This is a genomic window from Streptomyces sp. NPDC097619, from assembly GCF_040302735.1.
GTDB lineage: Bacteria > Actinomycetota > Actinomycetes > Streptomycetales > Streptomycetaceae > Streptomyces.
Window position 1 is genome coordinate 14,994 of the sequence record NZ_JBEOSD010000069.1, and the last position, 23,881, is coordinate 38,874.

Annotated in this window: 21 protein-coding genes; 12 read left to right on the plus strand and 9 right to left on the minus strand. The window is 72.2% G+C overall.

Annotation, left to right across the window (positions count from 1 at the left end):
• Positions 1 to 88 precede the first annotated feature (88 nt).
• The 4 genes from rlmN (at position 89) to ABTZ17_RS19905 (ending at position 5,321) form a co-directional block, all read left to right on the plus strand.
• Entirely contained in the window at positions 89 to 1,204 is a 1,116-nt protein-coding gene (gene rlmN / locus ABTZ17_RS19890) for a dual-specificity RNA methyltransferase RlmN (RefSeq protein WP_352196966.1), read from the plus strand.
• A 273-nt stretch (positions 1,205 to 1,477) separates the two neighbouring features.
• Positions 1,478 to 2,578 (plus strand): thiamine ABC transporter substrate-binding protein, encoded by a 1,101-nt coding sequence (locus tag ABTZ17_RS19895; protein WP_352196967.1) that lies wholly within the window; start codon positions 1,478 to 1,480, stop codon positions 2,576 to 2,578.
• A gap of 98 nt (positions 2,579 to 2,676) precedes the next feature.
• Positions 2,677 to 4,290, plus strand: coding sequence for an ABC transporter permease (locus ABTZ17_RS19900; RefSeq protein ID WP_352196988.1), 1,614 nt, complete (start codon positions 2,677 to 2,679; stop codon positions 4,288 to 4,290).
• Positions 4,290 to 5,321 (plus strand): ABC transporter ATP-binding protein, encoded by a 1,032-nt coding sequence (locus ABTZ17_RS19905; RefSeq protein WP_352196968.1) that lies wholly within the window; start codon positions 4,290 to 4,292, stop codon positions 5,319 to 5,321. Before ABTZ17_RS19900 ends, ABTZ17_RS19905 begins: the two co-directional genes overlap by 1 nt.
• A 16-nt stretch (positions 5,322 to 5,337) precedes the next feature.
• On the opposite strand, the gene ABTZ17_RS19910 is transcribed toward ABTZ17_RS19905, so the two are convergent.
• The 6 genes from ABTZ17_RS19910 to ABTZ17_RS19935 form a co-directional block, all read right to left on the minus strand.
• A complete protein-coding gene (locus ABTZ17_RS19910) occupies positions 5,338 to 6,300 on the minus strand; it encodes a DMT family protein (protein ID WP_352196969.1) in 963 nt (320 codons plus the stop codon).
• A 165-nt stretch (positions 6,301 to 6,465) separates the two neighbouring features.
• Positions 6,466 to 7,572, minus strand: coding sequence for an LOG family protein (locus ABTZ17_RS19915; protein WP_352196970.1), 1,107 nt, complete (start codon positions 7,570 to 7,572; stop codon positions 6,466 to 6,468).
• 70 nt (positions 7,573 to 7,642) lie between these two features.
• The gene (locus ABTZ17_RS19920) at positions 7,643 to 8,710 is read right to left on the minus strand and encodes a hypothetical protein (RefSeq protein WP_352196971.1); all 1,068 of its coding nucleotides are present in this window, start codon (positions 8,708 to 8,710) and stop codon (positions 7,643 to 7,645) included.
• Positions 8,692 to 9,423, minus strand: a complete 732-nt coding sequence (locus ABTZ17_RS19925) for an ABC transporter ATP-binding protein (protein ID WP_352196972.1) — start codon at positions 9,421 to 9,423, stop codon at positions 8,692 to 8,694. Before ABTZ17_RS19925 ends, ABTZ17_RS19920 begins: the two co-directional genes overlap by 19 nt.
• A gap of 294 nt (positions 9,424 to 9,717) precedes the next feature.
• The gene (locus ABTZ17_RS19930) at positions 9,718 to 11,097 is read right to left on the minus strand and encodes an aspartate aminotransferase family protein (protein WP_352196973.1); all 1,380 of its coding nucleotides are present in this window, start codon (positions 11,095 to 11,097) and stop codon (positions 9,718 to 9,720) included.
• Positions 11,082 to 11,585 (minus strand): Lrp/AsnC family transcriptional regulator, encoded by a 504-nt coding sequence (locus tag ABTZ17_RS19935; protein WP_226739912.1) that lies wholly within the window; start codon positions 11,583 to 11,585, stop codon positions 11,082 to 11,084. The genes ABTZ17_RS19930 and ABTZ17_RS19935 overlap by 16 nt, the downstream gene beginning before the upstream one ends.
• A gap of 170 nt (positions 11,586 to 11,755) precedes the next feature.
• Here ABTZ17_RS19935 and ABTZ17_RS19940 point away from each other — a divergent pair, with 170 nt between their 5' ends.
• Both ABTZ17_RS19940 and ABTZ17_RS19945 read left to right on the plus strand, forming a co-directional pair.
• Entirely contained in the window at positions 11,756 to 13,195 is a 1,440-nt protein-coding gene (locus ABTZ17_RS19940) for a gamma-aminobutyraldehyde dehydrogenase (RefSeq protein WP_352196974.1), read from the plus strand.
• 94 nt (positions 13,196 to 13,289) lie between these two features.
• Entirely contained in the window at positions 13,290 to 14,480 is a 1,191-nt protein-coding gene (locus ABTZ17_RS19945; protein ID WP_352196975.1) for a polyamine ABC transporter substrate-binding protein, read from the plus strand.
• Positions 14,481 to 14,562: 82 nt separating this feature from the next.
• On the opposite strand, the gene ABTZ17_RS19950 is transcribed toward ABTZ17_RS19945, so the two are convergent.
• Together ABTZ17_RS19950 and ABTZ17_RS19955 are read right to left on the minus strand one after the other, a co-directional pair.
• Positions 14,563 to 15,264: a glycerophosphodiester phosphodiesterase gene (locus tag ABTZ17_RS19950; RefSeq protein WP_352196976.1), complete on the minus strand. Its 702-nt coding sequence runs from the start codon at positions 15,262 to 15,264 to the stop codon at positions 14,563 to 14,565.
• 20 nt (positions 15,265 to 15,284) lie between these two features.
• The gene (locus tag ABTZ17_RS19955) at positions 15,285 to 16,310 is read right to left on the minus strand and encodes an adenosine deaminase (protein ID WP_352196977.1); all 1,026 of its coding nucleotides are present in this window, start codon (positions 16,308 to 16,310) and stop codon (positions 15,285 to 15,287) included.
• Between the two features lie 109 nt (positions 16,311 to 16,419).
• On the opposite strand from ABTZ17_RS19955, the gene ABTZ17_RS19960 reads away from it, so the two are divergent.
• On the plus strand, positions 16,420 to 16,995 hold the full coding sequence (locus ABTZ17_RS19960; protein ID WP_352196978.1) for a DUF4190 domain-containing protein: 576 nt from the start codon (positions 16,420 to 16,422) through the stop codon (positions 16,993 to 16,995).
• Positions 16,996 to 17,288: 293 nt separating this feature from the next.
• Here the strand turns inward: ABTZ17_RS19960 and ybiA are convergent, their stop codons facing one another.
• Positions 17,289 to 17,840, minus strand: a complete 552-nt coding sequence (gene ybiA / locus ABTZ17_RS19965; RefSeq protein WP_352196979.1) for a riboflavin biosynthesis intermediates N-glycosidase — start codon at positions 17,838 to 17,840, stop codon at positions 17,289 to 17,291.
• Positions 17,841 to 18,014: 174 nt separating this feature from the next.
• On the opposite strand from ybiA, the gene ABTZ17_RS19970 reads away from it, so the two are divergent.
• From ABTZ17_RS19970 to ABTZ17_RS19990, 5 genes are read left to right on the plus strand one after another with little or no spacing between them, the layout of a single operon-like run.
• The gene (locus ABTZ17_RS19970) at positions 18,015 to 19,529 is read left to right on the plus strand and encodes a gamma-aminobutyraldehyde dehydrogenase (protein WP_352196980.1); all 1,515 of its coding nucleotides are present in this window, start codon (positions 18,015 to 18,017) and stop codon (positions 19,527 to 19,529) included.
• A gap of 52 nt (positions 19,530 to 19,581) precedes the next feature.
• On the plus strand, positions 19,582 to 20,832 hold the full coding sequence (locus ABTZ17_RS19975) for a polyamine ABC transporter substrate-binding protein (RefSeq protein WP_352196981.1): 1,251 nt from the start codon (positions 19,582 to 19,584) through the stop codon (positions 20,830 to 20,832).
• Between the two features lie 52 nt (positions 20,833 to 20,884).
• Positions 20,885 to 22,033, plus strand: coding sequence for an ABC transporter ATP-binding protein (locus ABTZ17_RS19980; protein WP_352196982.1), 1,149 nt, complete (start codon positions 20,885 to 20,887; stop codon positions 22,031 to 22,033).
• Complete coding sequence (locus tag ABTZ17_RS19985) at positions 22,030 to 22,962, plus strand: ABC transporter permease (RefSeq protein ID WP_352196983.1); 933 nt, start codon at positions 22,030 to 22,032, stop codon at positions 22,960 to 22,962. Before ABTZ17_RS19980 ends, ABTZ17_RS19985 begins: the two co-directional genes overlap by 4 nt.
• On the plus strand, positions 22,962 to 23,768 hold the full coding sequence (locus ABTZ17_RS19990; RefSeq protein ID WP_352196984.1) for an ABC transporter permease: 807 nt from the start codon (positions 22,962 to 22,964) through the stop codon (positions 23,766 to 23,768). The genes ABTZ17_RS19985 and ABTZ17_RS19990 overlap by 1 nt, the downstream gene beginning before the upstream one ends.
• Positions 23,769 to 23,881 lie beyond the last annotated feature (113 nt).

The following is a 23,881-nucleotide window of genomic DNA, read 5'->3' on the forward strand; positions in this document are numbered from 1 at the left end:
GCCCCGGCACCGGCGCCCGGGCCATCCGACCGCCCCGCTTCGCGCGCGGGCGCGCCCAGGACCTCGCCGCCACCGAGGAGTACCCGTCATGGCCCCCCGTCCCGCACCGGGCGAGCTGACCTTCGTCGCCCCCCGCGGAGCCAAGAAGCCCCCGCGCCACCTCGCCGACCTCACTCCCGAGGAGCGGCGCGAGGCCGTCGCCGCCACCGGCGAGAAGCCCTTCCGCGCCAAGCAGCTCTCCCAGCACTACTTCGCCCGGTACGCGCACGACCCCGCCGAGTGGACCGACATCCCCGCCGCGGCCCGGGAGAAGCTCCGGGCGGAGCTCCTGCCCGACCTGATGTCCGTGGTCCGGCACATCAGCTGCGACGACGACACCACCCGCAAGACCCTGTGGCGCCTGCACGACGGCACCCTCGTGGAGTCCGTGCTCATGCGGTACCCGGACCGGGTCACCATGTGCATCTCCTCGCAGGCCGGCTGCGGCATGAACTGCCCGTTCTGCGCCACCGGCCAGGCGGGGCTCGACCGCAACCTGTCCACCGCCGAGATCGTCCACCAGATCGTCGACGGCATGCGGGCCCTGCGCGACGGCGAGGTCCCCGGCGGACCGGCGCGCCTCTCCAACATCGTCTTCATGGGCATGGGCGAGCCCCTCGCCAACTACAAGCGGGTCGTCGGCGCCATCCGCCGCCTCACCGACCCCGAGCCCGACGGCCTCGGCCTGTCGCAGCGCGGCATCACCGTCTCCACCGTCGGCCTGGTCCCGGCGATGCTGCGGTTCGCCGACGAGGGCTTCAAGTGCCGTCTCGCGGTCTCCCTGCACGCCCCCGACGACGAGCTCCGCGACACGCTCGTCCCCGTGAACACCCGCTGGAAGGTCCGCGAGGTCCTCGACGCGGCCTGGGAGTACGCGGAGAAGTCCGGCCGCCGGATCTCCATCGAGTACGCCCTCATCCGCGACATCAACGACCAGGCCTGGCGCGGTGACCTGCTCGGCCGCCTCCTCAAGGGCAAGCGGGTCCACGTCAACCTGATCCCGCTCAACCCGACCCCGGGCTCCAAGTGGACCGCCTCGCGGCCCGAGGACGAGCAGGCCTTCGTCCGTGCCATCGCCGCCCACGGCGTGCCCGTCACCGTGCGTGACACGCGCGGGCAGGAGATCGACGGGGCCTGCGGGCAGCTCGCCGCCACGGAGCGCTGACCGCCCCCGCGGCCGCGCCGCCGCGGAGCCGGACGAACGCCGGTTCGGGCCCGGGGTACCCTGGGCCCGAACCAACTGCATATTCCGACAGGGGAGCGCCACAGCGCTGAGAGTGCGGCAACCGTCAGTCCGCAGACCCTCTGAACCTCGCCCGGGTCATTCCGGGTAGGAAGTTCGGTCACCACCTCAAGCTGTTGCGCCCTGCCCGGCGTCCGCTCTGTTCTGCGCCGGCGCGGGGCCGCGTCTCTTCCTGGACACCCCAGGAGGAACCAAGTGAGCACCACCAAGAAGATGACGGGCGTCGCGCTGGCCGCGGCCCTCGGCGTGACCACCCTCGCCGCCTGCGGCGGGGGCGACGGCAAGGACGGGGAGGCGGCCGCGAGCGGCAGCCCCAAGTCGACGACCGTGACCCTCGTCAGCCACGACTCCTTCAACGTCACCCCGGCGGTCCTCAAGGAGTTCGAGAAGCAGAGCGGCTACACCGTCAAGCGCCTCAAGGCCGGGGACGCCGGCGCCGCTCTCAACGCCGAGATCCTGACCAAGGGCTCGCCCCGCGGCGACGTGTTCTTCGGCGTGGACAACACCCTGCTGTCCCGCGCCCTCGACAACGGCCTCTTCACCCCCTACGAGGCCAAGGGCCTGGCCGGGGTGGATGCGACGTACCGGCTGGACGCCGAGCACCGGGTGACCCCGATCGACTCCGGCGACATCTGCGTCAACTATGACAAGAAGTACTTCGCCGACAAGAAGCTCGCGCCGCCGCAGACCCTCGACGACCTGGTGAAGCCCGAGTACAAGGACCTCCTCGTCGTCGAGAACGCCGCGACCTCCTCGCCCGGCCTCGGCTTCCTCCTCGCCACCGTCGGCAAGTACGGCGACAAGGGCTGGCAGGAGTACTGGGGCAAGCTGAAGGCCAACGGCGTCGAGGTCGTCGACGGCTGGGAGCAGGCCTACAACGAGCGCTTCTCCGGCTCCGCCGGCGGCAAGAAGGCCAAGGCCGACCGGCCGCTGGTGGTCTCCTACGCCTCCAGCCCGCCCGTCGAGGTGCTCTACTCCGAGCCCCAGCCGAAGGAGGCCCCGACCGGCGTCTCCACCGGCACCTGCTTCCGCCAGATCGAGTTCGCGGGCCTGCTCAAGGGCGCGAAGAACGAGGCCGGCGGCAAGGCCCTGCTGGACTTCCTCATCAGCAAGAAGTTCCAGGAGGACATGCCGCTCAACATGTTCGTGAACCCGGTCCTGAAGGGCGCCGCACTGCCGGAGCTCTTCACGAAGCACGGCGTCGTGATCGACAAGCCCTGGCAGGTCAGCCCCCAGGAGATCACCGCCAACCGTGAGCAGTGGGTCGGCACGTGGACCTCGCTCGTCCTGAAGTGACCCCGGACGCCCCGGCCCGGACGGCCACCGCCGTCCGGGCCCCCCGGGGCCGCCGGACGTCCCGGGCGGTCCGGGGCGCGGCCGTGCGGCTCGCGCTGATGGCCGTGCCGCTCGGGTTCTTCGCGCTGTTCTTCGCCTACCCCGTCGCCGCCATCCTGGGCCGTGGTCTGGACACGGCGTCGGGCTGGCGGTTCGGCCGGATCACCGAGGTGCTGACCCGGCCGGACATCACCGGCGTGCTGTGGTTCACCACCTGGCAGGCCCTGGCCTCCACCGCGCTGACTCTGCTGGTCGCGCTGCCGGGGGCGTACGTGTTCGCCCGGCTGGAATTCCCCGGGAAGCAGTTCCTGCGGGCCGTGGTGACGGTGCCGTTCGTGCTGCCCACCGTGGTGGTCGGCAGCGCGTTCCTGGCGCTGGTGGGTCGGGGCGGGCTCCTCGACGAGCTGGTCGGGGTGCGGCTGGACACCACGGTGTGGGCGATCCTGCTGGCCCACGTGTTCTTCAACTACGCGGTGGTCGTGCGGACCGTCGGCGGCCTGTGGGCGCAGCTCGACCCCCGGCAGGAGGAGGCCGCGCGGGTGCTGGGCGCGGGCCGGTTGCGGGCCTTCCGGCAGGTGACCCTGCCGGCGCTGGGTCCGGCGGTGGCCGCGGCGGCGCTGATGGTGTTCCTGTTCACGTTCAGCTCCTTCGGGGTGGTGCAGATCCTCGGTGGTCCGGCGTACTCCACGCTGGAGGTGGAGGTGTACCGGCAGACCGCGCAGCTGTTGGACCTGCCGACGGCGGCCGTGCTGACCCTGGTGCAGTTCGCGGCGGTGGGCTCGATCCTCGCCCTGCACGCCTGGACGGTGCGCCGGCGGGAGACGGCGTTGCGGCTGGTGGACCCGGCGCGGACCGCGCGCCGGCCGTCCGGGCCGGGGCAGCGGCTGCTGCTGAGCGGGGTGTTGCTGAGCATCGCGCTGCTGATCCTGCTGCCGCTGGGCGTGCTGGTGGAGCGGTCCTTCGACACCTCGGAGGGGTACGGTCTGGGCTTCTACCGGGCCCTTCAGGACGCCGACGCCTCCGGGACCTTCCTGGTGCCGCCGCTGGAGGCGGTCTGGAACTCCTTGGAGTACGCGCTGGCGGCGACGGCCATCGCGTTGGTGGTGGGCGGTCTCGCGGCGGCCGCGCTGACCCGGCGGGGCGGGCGGTGGGCGCGCGGGTTCGACGCGCTGCTGATGCTGCCGCTGGGGGTGTCGGCGGTGACGGTGGGCTTCGGCTTCCTGATCACCCTGGACGAGCCGCCGCTGGACCTGCGGACCTCGTGGATCCTGGTGCCGCTGGCGCAGGCCCTGGTGGGGGCGCCGTTCGTGGTGCGGACGATGCTGCCGGTGCTGCGGGCCGTGGACGGCCGGCTGCGGGAGGCGGCAGCGGTGCTGGGTGCCTCGCCGCTGCGGGCCTGGCGGGAGGTGGACCTGCCGTTGGTGCGGCGGGCCCTGCTGGTGGCGGCCGGATTCGCGTTCGCGGTGTCGTTGGGCGAGTTCGGGGCCACGGTGTTCATCACCCGGCCGGACAGTCCGACGCTGCCGGTGGCGGTGGCCCGGCTGCTGGGGCGGGCCGGGGAGCTGAACTACGGGCAGGCGATGGCGCTGTCCACGATCCTGATGCTGGTGTGCGCGGTGTCCCTGCTGGTCCTCGACCGGCTGCGGCCCGACCGAACCTCCGGAGAGTTCTGATGACGCTGTTGACCCTGGACGAGGTCACGGTGCGGTTCGGGGAGCGGGCCGTGCTGGACGCCGTGGACCTGGCCGTGGCCGAGCACGAGATCGTGTGCGTGCTGGGGCCGAGCGGCAGCGGGAAGTCGACGCTGCTGCGGGTGGTCGCGGGCCTGCAGGAGACGGCGGCCGGGCGGGTGCTGCTCGGCGGGGCCGACCAGTCGGCGGTGCCGGTGCACCGGCGCGGGGTGGGGCTGATGTTCCAGGACCACCAGTTGTTCCCGCAGCGCGACGTCGGCGGGAACGTGGCCTTCGGGCTGCGGATGCACGGGGTGGCGCGGGCCGAGCGGGACCGCCGGGTCGCGGAGCTGCTGGACCTGGTGGGGTTGCCGGGGGCGGCGGGACGAGCGGTGTCCTCGCTGTCCGGGGGCGAGCAGCAGCGGGTGGCGCTGGCCCGGGCCCTGGCCCCGCGGCCCCGGCTGCTGATGCTGGACGAGCCCCTGGGGCAGCTCGACCGTGGGTTGCGGGAGCGGCTGGTGGTGGAGCTGCGGGCGCTGTTCGGGCGGCTGGGCACCACGGTGCTGGCGGTCACCCACGACCAGGGGGAGGCGTTCGCGCTGGCCGACCGGGTCGTGGTGATGCGGGACGGGCGGGTGGCGCAGGCGGGTACTCCGCTGGAGGTGTGGCGGCGGCCCGCTTCCGAGTTCGTGGCCCGCTTCCTCGGCTTCGACAACGTGGTGCCCGCGACGGTGCGGGGCCCGGTGGCGGAGACCGCGTGGGGCGCGGTGCCGGTGCCCGCGGGCAGCGCTCCGGGGGAGTGCCTGCTGTTGGTGCGGCCCGCGGGGGTGCGGTTGGTCCCGGTGGGTGAGGGGCTCGCCTGTGCGGTGGTGTCGCGGACCTTCCGGGGGACGCACGTGGCGCTGGCACTGGCCCCGGAGGGCGGCGGCCCGGTGGTGGAGGCGGAGTGCGACCTGGGGGCGGCGCCGGAGGTGGGCGCCCGGGTGGGCGCGGCCTTCGAGGCGGCGGAGACGGTGCTGCTCCCCGCGGAGTAGCACCGTCCGTGCCGCTTCAGGCACTGGTGAGCCGGGGGTGGTCCTCCGGTGCGGAGACCCCGGTGCCGGTCGGGCCGTGCGGGTCCTCGGCCGTGGGCTCCGGGGCCGCCTCGTGCTTGCCGTACCAGGCGACGGCCACGGCTCCGGCCACGGCGAGGACGAATCCGAGGACGGCGAGCCAGGCGAAGCCGGGCCGGGAGGCGTCGCCGAGCCAGAGCACGCCGATGGCGCCGGGCAGCACGGTCTCGCCGACCACGAGGGCGGCGGTGGCTCCGTTGACCGAGCCGATCTGCAGGGCCACGGTGTGCAGGTACATGCCGACTCCGCCCGCGAGGAGGACGGCGTACAGGGCGGGGTCGGTGAGGAGGGCCACCGGGTCGAAGGGGTCGATGCCCTCCAGGATGCGGACGCCCACGCCGAGGGCGCCGAAGCCGAGGCCGGAGAGCAGGCCGGCGAGGATCGCGGCGCGGGAGCCGAGGAGCCGGACGGCGAGGGTGCCGCCCGCCATGAGCAGTACGGTGACGCCGAGCAGCCACCAGTGGGTGGACATCGGGGCGTGGTTGTCGCCCTCGTGGCCGGCGGCGGTGGCGAGCAGGACCAGGGCGAGGCAGACCACGGCGATGGAGGTCCATTCGCGGCGGGTCAGGCGGATGCCGAGCATGCGGACGCTGAGGACCGCGGTGACGACGAGGTTGGCGCTGATGACGGTCTGGGAGAGGAACAGCGGCAGCATGCGGGCGGCCAGGGCGCCGAGTCCGAAGCCGATGAAGTCCAGCACGGTGCCGAGGACGAATTCCCAGGTCATGGCGGCTTTGGCGGTGGAGGAGAGGCTGGGGCCGCCGTGCTGGGTGACCTGTCCGGCGGCGCCGGCGGCGGCGGCCTCGCGGCGGGCGGACCTGCGGGAGCCGACGGCTTGGAGGACCGAGCCGGTTCCGTAGCAGAGGGAGGCCGCGATCGCGGTGAGCAGGCCTATGAGCACGGGGGGCTCCGTTCAGGTGGGGCAGGTGGTGTCGCGTACCTCTGCCAGACGGGAACGGGGCGGGATGCGTTGCCCGGGGTGCCGGAAATCATCCCGGAGGGGGAGGGGGTGCCCCTCGGGGACGACCTCCGGCGGCGGGTCGTCGGGACGGGGCGCCGGGGTGCGTCAGTCGGTGCCGAGGCGGGCCAGGGTCTCCGGCACCTCGGCGGCGGTGTCCACGAGAGCGATCCGGGAGGCCATCGGGCGGCCCTCGGCGAGGGCGGTCAGCAGGGGCCAGACCGGAAGGTGCTCGGTCCAGTGCCGGCGGTCGACCAGGACCATGGGGGCGGGCTCGCCGCGGGAGCCGTAGTAGTGGGGGGTGGCGGCGTCGAAGACCTCCTGGACGGTGCCCGCGGCGCCGGGGAGGAAGACGGTCCCGGCGGTGGAGCGGGAGAGCAGGCCGTCCTCGCGGAGCGCGTTCGCGAAGTACTTGGCGATGGCGGAGGCGAAGGCGTTGGGCGGCTCGTGCCCGTAGAACCAGGTGGGGATGCCGAGGGAGGGGCCGCCGGCCGGCCAGCGGTCGCGGACCTCGAAGGCGGCGCGGGCCCAGTCGGTGACGGAGGGGGTGAAGGAGGGCACCTTGGCGAGCAGGTCCAGGGCCTCGGGCAGGGCGTCGTCGGGGTGCGGGGCGAGGTGGGCGCCGAGGTTGGCGGCCTCCATGGCGCCGGGGCCGCCGCCGGTGGCCACGGTGAGTCCGGAGCGGGCGAGGGTGCGGCCGAGGTGGGCGGCGTCGGCGTAGCCGGTGGTGCCGCGGGTGGTGGCGTGGCCGCCGAGGACGCCGACCACGGGGCGGCGGCCGAGGTGTTCGTCGAGGGCGTCGGAGACGGCGTCGTCGTGGAGGGAGCGCAGGACGGAGGAGAGGACGTCCCCGTCGTCGCGGGTCTCCCGGTACCAGGCGTGGGCCAGGGCGTCGGGGGTGGTCTCGTAGCCGTCGGCGAGGCCGTGGAAGAGCTCCTCGGGGGTGTAGAGGAGCCCGCGGTAGGGGTCGAAGGGCAGGTCGGGGACGGGCGGGAAGACGAGGGCGCCGTCGGCGCGGACCTTCGCGGAGGCGTCGGGTTCCATGGGGCAGCCCAGGAACACCGCGGCCGAGGTGTCCGCGGAGAGCAGCGCGAAGGTGCGCTCCAGCAGGTTCACGGACTGGACGCGGTAGCCGCTCAGGGAGCCGCGGGCCGCCACCCGGTCGAATTCGGCGAGGGTCTCGATCTCGATGTCTGCGCTGTCTCGGTGTGCCACCCCGGCAACCCTACGGGCCGGGGGCCGGGCCGCCCCGGCGGGGTCGGCTCCGGCTCCCGGCGGGGTCGGGTCAGCCGGTGAGGGCGAGGGTGCCGAGCCGGGCGAGGGCCCAGCTGAGGGGGGCGCAGAGCAGCAGCAGGGCCCCGAACTGGAGGCCGGCGGCGCTGCGCAGCAGGGTGCCGGGGGCGCCGAGGTCGAGGAGGAGGGAGCGGTGCGGGGTGCGGCTGCGGCGGACCCCGGCGGCCGTGGTCAGTACGGTCGCGGCGGCGCAGGCCGCGACGAGGGCGGCGGCGGGGGCGGTGAGACCGCCGAGGGGGACGGGCGGTCCGTCGGGCAGCGCGGTGACGGTGAGGGCGGCCGCGGCGACCGCGCAGGCGATGCCGAGGGGCGGTCCGAGCCGGGCGGCCTCCTGCTGGAGGGCGCGACCCGCGAGCAGCCGGAGCGCGCCGGGGCGCAGCATCTGGACCAGGGCGCCGGCGCCGTAGCTGAGGGCGGGGCCGGCCAGGGCCAGTCCGGCGGCGGTGAGGGTGCCGCCGGCGAGGAGTCCGGCGGTCGCGGTGCCGGAGTGGGCGAGGACGGCGAGTCCGGCGGCGAGCAAGGCCACGCCCCAGGGGAGCTGTTGCTGGGGGGCGCGTTCGGGGTGCGGGCGGACGGCGAGGACGGCGGCCGCGGCCCCGGCGAGGGGGGCCAGGGCGAGGAGGGTGAGGGCGGCCGGTACGGGGAAGTCCGCGTCGGCGTGCAGGGCCGTGGCGGCGGCTCCGTCGAAGGGCAGTCCACCGAGGTCCCCGCGCAGGTGGAGGAAGACCAGCAGGGCGACGGCGCTGCCGAGGGCGCAGGCCACGGCGGTGGAGAGGGCGGCGGCCACGGTGAGGCGGACCGGCCCGAGGCCCAGGGCGGAGAGCCCGTCGCGGGTGCGCCAGGGCGGGTCGGTGCGGGCGACGGCGGCCGCGAACTGGGCGGTGGCGGCCAGCGGCAGCAGGCACCACAGGAGCCGGGGCGCGGAGCCTGCGGGCCGGACGACCGCCTGCACGAGGGTGTGCAGGAAGAGGAAGCCGGTGCCCGCTGAGGCGGCGGCGACGAGCAGTCGGCGCAGCTGGGCGAGCGGCCGGGTGCCGAGGGCTAGACGGACAGTGAGCACTCGGGCCGGCCCTCCGGTTCGGTGGCGGGCGCGCCGACGGTGACGGTGCGGCCGTCGAGGAGTTCCACGGTGCGGTCGGCGCCGACGGCCGGGTCCGGGTCGTGGCCGGTCAGGACGACGGTGATCTCGTGGGTGCGGGCCGCGGTGGTGAGGGTGCGCAGCAGCTGGGCCCCGTCGGCGCGGTGCAGGGAGGCGGCGGGTTCGTCGGCGAAGACGACGGTGGGCTCGGCGACGAGGGCCCGGGCGAGGGCGAGGCGCTGGGCCTCGGACCGGTCGAGGGAGTCGATGCGGCGGCGGGCGTGGGCGCCGATGTCGAGGCGGTCCAGCCACGCGCAGGCGGCGCGTTTGGCGGCACGGTTCCGGGCGCCCGCGAGGAGCAGCGGGAGGGCCGCGTTCTCCCAGACGTTGAGTTCGGGGACGAGCTGCGGGGTGGGGCCGATCCAGCCGAAGCGGTCGCGGCGGAGCCGTTCCCGGAGGGCGGCGCCCATGGTGTGGATCGGCACGCCGTCGAACCAGACCTCGCCCTCGTCGGGGCGGATCCGTCCGGACAGGCAGTGCAGGAGGGTGGTCTTGCCGCTGCCGCGGGGACCGGTCACGGCGAGGACCTCCCCGGGGCGGACGGCGACGGAGACGTCGGTCAGGCCGGGGGATCCGGCGTGGGAGTAGTGCAGGGCGCCGGCCCAGAGCACTGCGTTGTCCGGCGGGGCCACCATGGCGTACACCTCGGTTCACATCGACTCGCGGACCGGACTCGCTGCCCGGCTCCCCCGTCCGGGGGAACGAAGCGGCGGCCGATCGGTCACTGGGCACCGTAAGGAGACGGACCGGCGTGGTCCGGACAGCACGCGGCCCGGAGGCCCCCGTTCTCACTCGAACGGGGGCATCCGGGCCGGTGGCATGACGGCTTCGGGTGAGGGTTCGGCCGTCATGGGCTCGCCGGGACCCGCAACGTCCCGGGGGAGCCTGGCTCGCCGGGCGGAACGGTGCCCGGGGAGTCGGGGGAGGGGCTACAGCTTGGTCCACGCCTCGGTGAACACCGACCGCAGGATCTGCTCGATCTCGTCGAACTGCTCCTGGGTGGAGATCAGCGGCGGGGCCAGCTGGACGACCGGGTCGCCGCGGTCGTCGGCGCGGCAGTAGAGGCCGGCGTCGTACAGCGCCTTGGAGAGGAAGCCGTACAGCACGCGCTCGATCTCGTCGTCGTTGAAGGACTCCTTGGTCTGCTTGTCCTTGACGAGTTCGATGCCGTAGAAGTAGCCGTTGCCGCGGACGTCGCCGACGATCGGCAGGTCGTGCAGCTTCTGGAGGGTCTTCAGGAAGGCGGACTCGTTGTCCAGCACGTGCTGGTTGAGGCCCTCCTTGTCGAAGATGTCCAGGTTGGCCAGGGCCACCGCCGAGGAGACCGGGTGGCCGCCGAAGGTGTAGCCGTGCAGGAAGGTGTTGTCGCCCTGGTAGAAGGGCTCGGCGATGCGGTCGGAGACGATGCAGGCGCCGATCGGGGAGTAGCCCGAGGTCATGCCCTTCGCGCAGGTGATCATGTCGGGCACGTAGCCGAACTTGTCACAGGCGAACATGGTGCCGAGGCGACCGAAGGCGCAGATGACCTCGTCGGAGACGAGCAGCACGTCGTACTGGTCGCAGATCTCGCGGACCCGCTGGAAGTACCCGGGCGGCGGCGGGAAGCAGCCACCGGCGTTCTGCACCGGCTCCAGGAAGACGGCGGCGACGGTGTCGGGGCCCTCGAAGAGGATCTGCTGCTCGATCTGGTCGGCGGCCCAGCGGCCGAAGGCCTCGGGGTCGTCGCCGTGGATCGGGGCGCGGTAGATGTTGGTGTTGGGGACCTTGTGGGCGCCCGGTACCAGCGGCTCGAAGGGGGCCTTGAGGGCGGGGAGGCCCGTGATGGACAGGGCGCCCTGCGGGGTGCCGTGGTAGGCCACCGCGCGGGAGATCACCTTGTACTTGGTGGGCTTGCCCTTGAGCTTGAAGTACTGCTTGGCGAGCTTCCAGGCGGTCTCGACGGCCTCGCCGCCACCGGTGGTGAAGAAGACCTTGTTCAGGTCGCCCGGGGCGTAGTGCGCGAGGCGTTCGGCCAGCTCGACGGCCTTGGGGTGCGCGTACGACCACACGGGGAAGAACGCGAGCTCCTGGGCCTGCTTGGCGGCGACCTCGGCGAGCTGCTTGCGGCCGTGACCGGCGTTGACCACGAAGAGGCCGGAGAGGCCGTCGAGGTAGCGCTTGCCCTTGTCGTCGTAGATGTAGGTGCCCTCACCACGCACGATGGTGGGCACCGGGGAGTTCTCGTACGAGGACATGCGGGTGAAGTGCATCCACAGGTGGTCGTACGCGGTCTTGGACAGGTCCTGGGTCACGGTTATCGGGTTCCCCACATGTAGGTCTGCTTCTTCAGCTTCAGGTAAACGAAGCTTTCGGTGGAGCGCACGCCGGGGAGCGTGCGGATCCGCTTGTTGATCGTTTCCAGCAGGTGGTCGTCGTCCTCGCAGACGATCTCCACCATCAGGTCGAAGGAGCCCGCGGTCATCACCACGTACTCGCATTCGGCCATCGCGGTCAGCGCGTCCGCCACGGGGTCGAGGTCGCCCTCGACGTTGATCCCCACCATGGCCTGACGGCGCAGTCCCACGGTGAGCGGGTCGGTGACGGCCACGATCTGCATGACGCCCTGGTCGAGCAGCTTCTGCACGCGCTGGCGCACGGCCGCCTCGGACAGGCCCACGGCCTTGCCGATGGCTGCGTAGGGACGGCGTCCGTCCTCCTGCAGTTGCTCGATGATCGCCAGGGACACAGCATCGACCGAAGGGGACGGCTGTCGGTTCCTGGCATCTGTGCTTCGACTGACCACGACCTCACTGTGCACGAGGAGTCAGCAGTTCCGCAACCCGCAAGCGATGAAATCCGTCGTTCTGTGGCTCGGATCGTGCTGATTTCGTAGTTCGTGGCCGCTGGCTCTGTCGAAAGCGTCACCGTCCGGGATAGGCTGGGTAAACCGTCTCAATCAATGGACATGGGATCAGGAGAGTGGCTGGAGTGACCACCGAACTGCGTCGTCTGCGCAACTACATCGGCGGGGAGTTCAAGGACGCCGCCGACGGGCGGACCACCGAGGTGGTCAACCCCGCCACCGGCGAGGTGTACGCCACCGCGCCGCTGTCGGGTCAGGCCGACGTCGACGCCGCCATGGCCGCCGCCGCGGCCGCCTTCCCGGGCTGGCGCGACACCACCCCCGCGGAGCGCCAGAAGGCCCTGCTGAAGATCGCCGACGCCTTCGAGGCGCGCGCCGACGAGCTCGTCGCCGCCGAGTCGGAGAACACGGGCAAGCCGCTCGGCCTCACGGCCGGCGAGGAGCTCCCGCCGATGGTCGACCAGATCCGCTTCTTCGCGGGCGCCGCGCGCCTGCTGGAGGGCCGCTCCGCGGGCGAGTACATGGAGGGCATGACCTCCATCATCCGGCGCGAGCCGGTCGGCGTCTGCGCCCAGGTCGCCCCCTGGAACTACCCGATGATGATGGCCGTCTGGAAGTTCGCCCCGGCCCTGGCCGCGGGCAACACCGTGGTCCTCAAGCCCTCGGACACCACCCCCGCCTCCACCGTCCTGATGGCCGAGATCATCGACTCGGTGCTGCCCAAGGGCGTCTTCAACGTCGTCTGCGGCGACCGCGAGACCGGCAAGGCCATGGTCGAGCACCCCACCCCGGCGATGGCCTCCATCACCGGCTCCGTGCGCGCCGGCATGCAGGTGGCCGAGAGCGCCGCCAAGGACGTCAAGCGCGTCCACCTGGAGCTCGGCGGCAAGGCGCCGGTCGTCGTCTTCGAGGACGCCGACCTCGCCAAGGCCGCCGAGGACATCGCGGTCGCGGGCTTCTTCAACGCCGGCCAGGACTGTACGGCCGCCACCCGCGTGCTCGTCCACGCCTCCGTCCACGACGAGTTCGTGGCCGCCCTCGCCAAGAACGCCGCCGACACCAAGACCGGTGCCCCGGACGACGAGGACGTGCTCTACGGCCCGCTGAACAACCCCAACCAGCTCAAGCAGGTCGCGGGCTTCATCGAGCGCCTCCCCGCCCACGCCAAGGTCGAGGCGGGCGGCCACCAGGTCGGCGACAAGGGCTACTTCTACGCCCCGACCGTCGTCTCCGGCCTCAAGCAGGACGACGAGATCATCCAGAACGAGGTCTTCGGCCCCGTCATCACCGTCCAGTCCTTCACCGACGAGGCCCAGGCCCTGGAGTACGCGAACGGCGTCGAGTACGCCCTCGCCTCCTCCGTGTGGACCAAGGACCACGGCCGCGCCATGCGCATGTCCAAGAACCTCGACTTCGGCTGCGTGTGGATCAACACCCACATCCCGCTGGTCGCCGAGATGCCGCACGGCGGCTTCAAGAAGTCCGGCTACGGCAAGGACCTCTCCGCCTACGGCTTCGAGGACTACACCCGCATCAAGCACGTCATGACCTCGCTGGACGGCTGACCCCTCCGCAAGTGATCAACCGCTGCCGCTGACGGGCGGGCAATAGACACCCTGTCTATTGCCCGCCCGCCGCGTTCTTCCCGAGTCTTGGGCCATGCGACGACGCTCCCCAGGACGTACGATCACCCGCCGCGCGGCGCTGCGCGGCCTCGGCGCGGCCGCCCTGCCCACCGCCCTCGCCGGCTGCGGGGTCCCCGCCGCGTACGTGCCCGAGGACCGGCGCACCGCCGCCGACCGCTCGGCCCGGGACCGCACCCTGGCCTTCGCCAACTGGCCCCTCTACATCGACACCGACGACGAGGACGAGACCCGCCGCCCCACCCTGGAGTCCTTCACCGAGAGCACCGGGATCTCCGTCCGCTACACCGAGGAGATCAACGACAACGACGAGTTCTTCGGCAAGGTCGGCCCCGCCCTGATGAACCACCAGGACACCGGCCGGGACCTGCTCGTCGTCTCCGACTGGATGGCCGCCCGCTTCGTCCGCCTCGGCTGGGCCCAGCGCATGGACCGCACCGCCCAGCCCCACGTCGCCCGCCACCTCGACCCCCAGCTGCGCGGCCCCGCCTTCGACGACGGCCGACTGCACACCGTGCCCTGGCAGTGCGGGATCACCGGGATCGCCTACAACCGCAAGGCCCTCGGCCGCGAACTGAGGTCCACCGCCGACCTGTGGCGCCCCGAACTCGCCGGCCGCGTCACCCTCCTCAGCGGCCTCGACGAGTCCTTCGCCCTCCTCATGCAGGGCGACGGCGTGGACGTCACCCGCTGGACCGAGGCCGACTTCCACCGCATGTGCGACCGGGTCGAGGACCTCGTCCGCCGCAAGCACATCCGGCGCTTCACCGGCAACGACTACATCAAGGACCTCTCCACCGGGGACGTCCTGGCCTGCCAGGCCTACTCCGGGGACGTCATCCAGCTCCAGGCCGACAACCCCGACATCGAGTTCGTCGTCCCCGAGGAGGGCGCCGAACTCTGGGCGGAGAGCATGCTCGTGCCCAACCTGGCCCGCCACAAGGCCAACGCCGAAGCCCTGATCGACCACTACTACCGGCCGGAGGTCGCCGCGGAACTCGCCGCCTGGGTCAACTACGTCTGCCCGGTGCCGGCAGCCCGCGACATCCTCGCCGACTCCGACGACGAGGAGACCGCGGCCCTCGCCGAGGACCCGCTGATCTTCCCCGACGACGCCATGCGCAAGCGGCTGGCCATCGCCCGCGACATCTCCGCCGCCGAACGCCGCACCTTCGCCAAGCGCTGGAACGCCCTCGTCGGCCTCTGACCCGCACCCACCGGACGGGCCCGCTCCCGGAACGGCCCCCGGGGCGCGGACCCGTCGGCCGGTCGGTCGGTCGGCCCGCCCGTCAGCGCGGGGCGGGCCGCTCCGCCGCGGCGCGGACCGCCGCCATCACGTCCACCCTGTTCGTGGTCACCGAATCCACCCCCGCCGCCACCAGCGACCGCATGGTCCGCCGGGTGTCCGCCGTCCACGCCGACACCAGCAACCCCTCCGCGCGCAGGGCGTCCACCAGCTCCTTCGAGACCAGCCCGAACCGGTAGTTCAGCCAGCGCGGGGACACCGCGTCGACCAGCGCCCGGCTCGGCGGGGACAGGCTGGTCCAGGTCATCGCGAGCTCCGCGCCCGGATCCGCCGCCCGGACCGCCAGCATGGTGGTGCCGCCCGCGCAGTAGTACGTGCGCTCCCGCGCCCCGCACTCGCGGACCAGCCCCACCACCGCCCGCACCGTCTCCGCCGAGGCCCCCGGCAGATCGATCATCAGCCGCCCTTCCCCGGAGGCCATCAGAGCCTCCTGCAGGGTGGGCACCCCGCCCCCGGTGAGCTCCCGCAGCTGCGCCGCGGTCATCGAGGACAGTGCCACGTCCGCCCGCCACAACCGGTCCAGGGTCTCGTCGTGGAGCAGTACGGGCACCCCGTCGCGGGTGAGCCGCACGTCCACCTCCACCGCGTCCGCCCCGCGGGCGAAGGCGGAACGCAGTGAGGGCAGGGTGTTCTCCCGGGCCCGGTACGGGTCGCCCCGGTGGCCCACGATCGTCAGGGTGCGCATGGGCCCATTCTGGTGTGTCGTCAGCGGGCCAGCCATGCCTCGGTGTACGTGTCGATCTCCTCGACCAGCCGGGCCTTGCCCGCAGGGTCCAGGAAACTCGCCTCCACGGCGTTCTTGGCGAGCGCGGCCAGCCCGCGCTCGTCCAGGTCCAGCAGCCGGGCCGCCACCGCGTACTCGTTGTTGAGGTCGGAGCCGAACATCGGCGGGTCGTCGCTGTTGATCGTCACCAGCACCCCGGCCGCCACCATCTCCTTGATCGGGTGCTCGTCCAGGGTCGCCACCGCGCGGGTGGCGATGTTCGAGGTCGGGCAGACCTCCAGGGCGATCCGGTGCTCGGCCAGGTACGCCAGCAGCTCCGGGTCCCGGACCGAGCTGGTGCCGTGTCCGATGCGCTCGGCGCCCAGCTCCCGGATGGCGTCCCAGACCGTCTCCGGGCCGGTGGTCTCGCCCGCGTGCGGCACGCTGCGCAGACCGGCCGCGCGGGCCCGGTCGAAGTACGGCTTGAACTGCGGGCGCGGCACCCCGATCTCCGGGCCGCCCAGACCGAAGGAGACCAGCCCCTCGGGGCGCAGCTCTACCGCCAGCCGGGCGGTCTCCTCGGCCGCTTCCAGACCGGCCTCGCCCGGGATGTCGAAGCACCAGCGCAGCACGACGCCCAGCTCCCGCTCGGCGGCGAGGCGGGCGTCCTCGATGGCCTCCATGAAGGCCTTCTCGTCGATGCCCCGGCGGGTGGAGGAGTACGGGGTGATGGTCAGCTCGGCGTAGCGGATGTTCTGCCGGGCCATGTCCCGGGCCACCTCGAAGGTCAGCAGCCGGACGTCCTCCGGGGTGCGGACCAGGTCGACCACGGACAGGTACACCTCGATGAAGTGCGCGAAGTCCGTGAAGGTGAAGTAGTCCGCGAGGGCCTCGGGATCGGTGGGGACCTTGGAGTCGGGGTGCCGGGCGGCCAGCTCGGAGACGATCCGCGGTGAGGCCGAGCCGACGTGGTGGACGTGGAGTTCCGCCTTCGGCAGCCCCGCGATGAAGGGGTGCAGATCGGGCATGAGGGGCTCCTGGGGACGCGTACGGGCAGGTCGGGATCATCGTAGGCAGGCCGCGGCCGCCCGCGGCGCGGCCCTTAGCATGAACGTACGAAAGGGGGGCCCTTCACACATGTCGGAGCAGCACGCGGGACCCGCGCAGCACCACGGACCCGCGGACCCGTGGGCACCACCCGAACCGGCCGGTCGCCCGGCCGTGCCCCCGGGCACCCCGCCGGCCCCGTTCGGGCGCCCGGGCCCGGCGGCGGATCCCGGACCGGCCGGATGGCCGGGCGGCCCGGCGGGGACCGTCTGGGGACCGCCCGGACCCGTACCCGGGCCTGCCCACCCGTTTCCGGGCCCGGCCGGGTACCCGCGGGCCCCGTGGGGGGCGCCGCAGCCCGACGACTCGCTGGGCAGCGCCGCCCTGGTCCTGGGGATCCTGTCGGTCTGCGTGTTCTGCACCTGGTTCTTCGCGCCCGTGCTGGGCGTGGCCGCCGTGGTCTGCGGGATCCTCGCCCGCCGCCGGGCCTCCCGCGGGACGGGCGCCCGGACCGGTCGGGCCGTGGCCGGGATCGTGCTGGGCGTGGTCGGCACCCTCCTGGGCACCGCGCTCACGGTCCTGTTCGTACTGGCCCTCGGCGAGGCCGCGGACGCCGAGATCGAGGACGGGCCCCCGCCGCCGCCGGGGCTCACCCAGCAGGTGTGAGGGGCCCCTCCGGCTCCTCCCAGGGCCACCGGCCCGCCGTCCCCCGCTCGATCAAGGCGATCGTGCGGAGCGAGGCGTCCGTGAGCCCGCCGAAGACGTGCCGGCCACCCACGCCCGAGGGCTCGTGGCCGGTCCGGTACCGGGCCGGGTTCCCAGGTGCTCGCACCTGGACGTCTCCGACCCCAAGCCGGCCGGGACCGGGCCGGGCGAGCGCCTTTCCGGGGCCCGCCGCGCCGCGGCCATGTGACCGCCGACCGGCGCGCGGCGCGGCACTCCGGGCGGCCGGTCGCGGCTCAGACGCCCGCGCGGAGCCGTTCGCGTGCGTCCATCAGGGCGAAACCGAGGAGGTTCAGCCCGCGCCAGCGGGCCGGGTCCAGGGCGCGCTCGTCGTCCGGTGCCAAGCCGACGCCCCAGATCCGGTCCACCGGGGAGGCCTCGACCAGGACCCGGGCGCCGGTGCCGAGGAGGTACGCGGTGAGGTCGGGGGAGGAGGCGAACTTGTGCACGCTGCCCTCGACCACGATCCCGTAGCGCTCGGCCGTCCACCGGGACTCCTCGAAGCCCCGGACCAGGCGGCCCTCCTTCTTGGCCTGGGCGGGGCTCCGCGCCGCCAGCACCTTGGCTTCCGCTTCCGCGTCCCCGAACAGCCGGGCCTTCTCCGCCATCATCCAGTGCTCGGCGGTGGCGTACCGGATCTCACCGACGGTGAAGGGGGCGGGCCACCACTGGCTCAGACAGCTCGCCCCGAGCCGCCCGTCCGGGCGGGGGCGGTGCCCCCAGAACGGCAGGTACTTCACCCGGACACCCCGGTTGACCTGCTCGATCAGTTTGTCGATCTTCTCCATGCACGCGAGTCTTGCAGTCGCCACGGACAACACGTACGGGATTTTCGGTCCGCCTCGACACATGGTCGACCGATTCCGTCGCGTAATCAAAAGGCAACAACGGAATCACTTGGCGGAGTCGAATACCTCTGCCAGGATCGGCACTCAATTCGAGCTGGAGCTACGGAGAGCGTGATGGACAACGGCTTCCAGGTTAAGGACCGCTTTGCAGAAGGCGCGCAGTACATCGACGGGCGGCTCAGGTCCGGCACCTCGGGGCAGTCACACGGCGTCATCGATCCGGCCACCGGCGCGGAGGTCCTCCGCTTCGAACTGGCCTCCACGGCCGACGTGGACGCGGCCGTCGCCGCGGCCAAGCGGGCCTTCCCCGGCTGGTCCGGCGCCACCCCCGCGGAGCGTTCCGACGCCCTGCACCGGCTGGCCGCGGTCCTCGCCGAACGGGCCGAGGAGTTCGCGTACGCCGAATCCCTCCAGTGCGGCAAGCCCCTCAAGCTGAGCAGCGGCTTCGACGTACCGGGCACCATCGACAACACCGCCTTCTTCGCGGGGGCCGCCCGGCACCTCCAGGGCCAGGCCGCCGGGGAGTACTCCGCGGACCACACCTCGTACGTGCGCCGCGAGGCCATCGGCGTGGTGGGCTCCATCGCCCCCTGGAACTACCCCCTCCAGATGGCCGCCTGGAAGATCCTCCCGGCCATCGCGGCGGGCAACACCATCGTCCTGAAGCCGGCCGAGCTGACCCCGCTGACCTCGCTGATGTTCGCCCAGGCCGTCACCGAGGCCGGCATCCCCGACGGGGTCGTCAACATCGTCACCGGCTCCGGGAAAGTCGCCGGCGAGCATTTGGTGGGCCACCCGGACGTGGTCATGACCTCCTTCACCGGCTCCACCGCCGTCGGCAAGCGGGTGGCCGAGGTCGCCACCGCCACCGTCAAGCGCCTCCACCTGGAGCTCGGCGGCAAGGCCCCCTTCGTGGTCTTCGACGACGCCGACGTGGAGGCCGCCGCCCACGGCGCGGTGGCCGCCTCCCTCATCAACACCGGCCAGGACTGCACGGCCGCCACCCGCGCCTACGTCCAGCGCCCCCTCTACGCGGCCTTCACGGCCCGCGTCGCCGAACTGATGGAGACCGTGCTCGTCGGGGACCCCTTCGTCCCCGGCACCGACCTGGGGCCGCTGGTCTCGCACGCCCAGCGCGACCGGGTCGCGGGCTTCGTGGAGCGGGCCCGCGGCTACGCCACCGTGCTGACCGGGGGCGAGGCCCCCCAGGGCGAGCTCGCCGACGGCGCCTACTACCGCCCCACCCTGATCGTGGACGCCCCGCAGGACAGCGAGGTCGTCCAGAGCGAGATCTTCGGCCCGGTGCTCGTGGCCCTGCCCTTCGACACCGACGCCGAGGGCATCGCCCTCGCCAACGACACCCCCTACGGCCTGGCCGCCTCCGCCTGGACCCGGGACGTGTACCGGGCCGGCCGCGCCACCCGCGAGATCAAGGCGGGCTGCGTGTGGGTCAACGACCACATCCCGATCATCAGCGAGATGCCCCACGGCGGCTACAAGGCCAGCGGCTACGGCAAGGACATGTCCGCCTACTCCTTCGAGGAGTACACGCAGGTCAAGCACGTGATGTACGACAACACCGCGGTGGCGGCCAAGGACTGGCACCGCACGATCTTCGGGGACCGATAACAGCGCTCCGCCCGACCAGCGGACCCAGACCACACCCGAAAGGGCACAGCGCATGGAGCAGTTCGAGCCCGACCGTCCTTCGGCGGCGCAACTCGCCGCGATGCGGCGGAGCCTGACCGGTGGCCGCGGCGCCCTCACCCGCCGCTCGCTGCTGCGCGCCTCCGGAGCCGGAGCGCTCACCGTCGGTGCCCTCGCGGGCCTGACCGCCTGCGGCATCCCCCCGGCGAAACGGTCCGCCGAGGGGGCCGCGGCCGCCGACGACTTCTCGGCCAAGGAGAAGGAACTCGTCTTCTCCAACTGGACCGAGTACATGGACATCAGCGACGACGAGAAATCCCGTCCCACCCTGGCCGCCTTCACCAAACGCACCGGGATCAAGGTCAAGTACACCGAGGACATCAACGACAACGTCGAGTTCTTCGGGAAGATCCGTCCGCAGCTCGCCGCCGGACAACCCACCGGCCGGGACCTGATCGTGGTCACCGACTGGCTGGCCGCCCGGATGATCCGGCTGGGCTGGGCCCAGAAGCTCGACCCCTCGAAGCTGCCGCACGCCTTCGCCAACCTGTCCCCGCAGTTCCGCAGCCCCGACTGGGACCCGGGCCGGGCGTACTCCTACCCCTGGACCGGCATCTCCACGGTCATCGCCTACAACTCCAAGGCGACCGGCGGCAAGAAGGTGGACTCCGTCACCCAGCTGCTGGACGACCCCTCCCTCAAGGGCCGGGTCGGCTTCCTCACCGAGATGCGCGACACCGTCGGCATGACCATGCTCGACCTCGGCAAGGACCCGGCGACCTTCACCACCGCGGACTACGACGCGGCGATCGCCCGGCTCCGGAAGGGCGTGGACAAGAAGCAGATCCGCCGCTTCACCGGCAACGACTACACCTCCGACCTCGACAAGGGCGACCTCGCCGCCTGTCTGGCCTGGGCCGGTGACGTCATCCAGCTCCAGGCGGGCAACCCCGACATCAAGTTCGCCATCCCCGCGGCCGGCTACCTCACCTCCACGGACAACCTGCTCGTCCCCGCCGGGGCCCGGCACCGCGGCAACGCCGAGAAGCTCATCGACTACTACTACGAGCCCCCGGTCGCGGCCCAGCTCGCCGCGTACATCAACTACGTCTGCCCCGTCGACGGAGTGCAGGACGAGCTCGCGAAGATCGACCCCGCCCTCGCGGCGAACCCCCTGATCGTCCCCGACAAGGCCATGGCGAAGAAGTCCCACGCCTTCCGCTCCCTCAGCAACGAGGAAGAGACGGCCTTCGAGGAGAAGTTCGCCAAGCTCATCGGCTCCTGACGGCCCGCCCGTCCCCGCACCCCATCGACGACTCACCCCGGGACCGCGACCCATGACTGACAAGACCGCAGGCGGCGACGTCCGCCTCACCGGGATCAGCAAGCACTACGGCTCCTTCACCGCCGTGCGGCCGCTGGACCTCACCATCCCCCAGGGCTCCTTCTTCGCCCTGCTCGGCGCCTCCGGCTGCGGCAAGACCACCACGCTCCGCATGATCGCCGGACTGGAGGAGCCCTCCACCGGCACCGTCCACCTCGGCGACCGCGAGGTCACCCACCTCCCGCCCTACAAGCGGCCCGTGAACACGGTCTTCCAGAGCTACGCGCTCTTCCCGCACATGGACATCTTCGAGAACATCGCCTTCGGCCTGCGCCGCCGCGGCATCAAGTCGGTGAAGAAGCAGGTCGACGACATGATCGACCTGGTCCAGCTCGGCGAGCACGCCCGCAAGAAGCCCCACCAGCTCTCCGGCGGCCAGCAGCAGCGCGTCGCCGTGGCCCGCGCCCTCATCAACCACCCCCAGGTGCTCCTCCTCGACGAGCCCCTCGGCGCCCTCGACCTCAAGCTGCGCCGCCAGATGCAGCTGGAGCTCAAGCGGATCCAGACCGAGGTCGGCATCACCTTCGTGCACGTCACCCACGACCAGGAGGAGGCCATGACCATGGCCGACACGGTCGCGGTGATGAACGGCGGCCGCGTGGAGCAGCTGGGCGCCCCCGCCGAGCTCTACGAGAACCCCCGCACCACCTTCGTCGCGAACTTCCTCGGCACCTCCAACCTCATCGAGGCCGCCGTGGAGCGCACCGGCGAGGAGATCCTCGTCTCCGCCGCCGGCACCAAGCTGCGGCTGCCCGGCGACCGATGTCCGGTGGCCCCCCGCGCCGGCGGCAAGCTGCTCGTCGGCATCCGCCCCGAGAAGATCTCCGTGGTCCCCGCCACCGAGGAACACACCGTCGCCGAGGGCCGCAACAAGGTCACCGGCCGGATCGTGGACTCCTCCTTCATCGGGGTCTCCACCCAGTTCGTCGTCGACAGCCCCGTCTGCCCCGAGCTGGAGGTGTACGTCCAGAACATCGAACGGGACGCCCGCCTCACCCCGGGCACCGAGGTCGTCCTGCACTGGAACCCCGCGCACACCTTCGGCCTCGACGCCGACCAGGACATCGACGCCGGGACCGAGACGGCCGGGGAGGCGGCGTGACCCTCACCGAGGCGCCCCCCGCGCCCCCCGCCCCCGGGGACGGCCCCCCGGTGCACAAGCCCTCCCTGCGCAAGAAGCTGGTGCCGTACTGGCTGCTCCTGCCGGGCATCCTGTGGCTCCTGGTCTTCTTCGTCCTGCCGATGATCTACCAGGCGTCCACCTCGGTGCAGACCGGATCCCTCGAAGAGGGCTTCACGGTCACCTGGCACTTCCAGACCTACTGGGACGCCTTCACCGAGTACTACCCGCAGTTCCTGCGCTCCCTGCTCTACGCCGGCACCGCCACCGTGCTCTGCCTGATCCTGGGCTACCCGCTGGCCTACCTGATCGCCTTCAAGGCGGGCCGCTGGCGCAACCTGCTCCTCATCCTCGTCATCGCCCCCTTCTTCACCAGCTTCCTGATCCGCACCCTGGCCTGGAAGACGATCCTGGCCGACGGCGGACCCGTGGTCGGGGCCCTGAACAGCCTGCACTTCCTCGACGTCACCAGCTGGCTGGGCATGACCGAGGGGGACCGGGTGCTCGCCACCCCCCTCGCGGTGGTCTGCGGACTCACCTACAACTTCCTGCCCTTCATGATCCTCCCGCTGTACACCTCGCTGGAGCGCATCGACACCCGCCTCCACGAGGCCGCCAGCGACCTCTACGCCCGGCCCGTCACCGCCTTCCGCAAGGTGACCTTCCCGCTGTCCATGCCCGGGGTGGTCTCCGGCACCCTGCTGACCTTCATCCCGGCCAGCGGCGACTACGTCAACGCCGAACTCCTCGGCTCCACGGACACCCGGATGATCGGCAACGTCATCCAGTCGCAGTACCTGCGGATCCTGGACTACCCCACGGCGGCCGCGCTGTCCTTCATCCTCATGGCCATCGTGCTGATCATGGTGACCGTCTACATCCGCCGCGCGGGAACGGAGGACCTGGTCTGATGCGTGCTCCCCTCGGCTGGCTGCGCCGCAACCTCGTGGTCCTGGCGGGCCTGGCCACCCTGGCCTACCTGATCCTGCCCAACGTGGTCGTCACGGTCTTCTCCTTCAACAACCCCACCGGGCGCTTCAACTACGCCTGGCAGGAGTTCTCCCTCGACGCGTGGAAGGACCCCTGCGGGGTCGCCGACATGTGCGGCTCCCTGGCGCTGTCCCTCCAGATCGCCCTGTGGTCCACCCTCGGGGCCACCGCCCTGGGCACGGCCATAGCCTTCGCGATGGTCCGCTACCGCTTCCGGGGCCGCGGCGCGGTCAACTCGCTGATCTTCCTGCCGATGGCCATGCCCGAGATCGTCATGGCGGCCTCGCTCCTCGCCCTGTTCCTGAACATGGGCATCGAGCTGGGCTTCTGGACCATCCTCATCGCCCACGTGATGTTCTGCCTCAGCTTCGTGGTCGCCGCCGTCAAGGCCCGCGTGCTCTCCATGGACCCGAGGCTCGAAGAGGCCGCCCGCGACCTCTACGCGGGACCCGCGCAGACCTTCCTGCGGGTGACCCTCCCGATCGCCGCCCCCGGCATCGCGGCCGGCGCCCTGCTCTCCTTCGCGCTGTCCTTCGACGACTTCATCATCACGAACTTCAACTCCGGCAACACCGTCACCTTCCCCATGTTCGTGTGGGGATCGGCCCAGCGCGGCACGCCCGTGCAGATCAACGTCATCGGCACGGCCATGTTCGTCATCGCCGTCCTGGTGGTCGTGGCCGGCCAGGCCCTCGGCAACCGCCGCAAGAAGGCGCGCACCCCCTAGGCCGTGTCTTCCGGATCCTGCCTGGCCCGCGACGCCTGGCACCGCACCTCGCGGCACTGCGCGCGTTCCGCGCTTCGTCTCGGCTCCTCTTCGAGGACCTTGGAGGCCGAGCT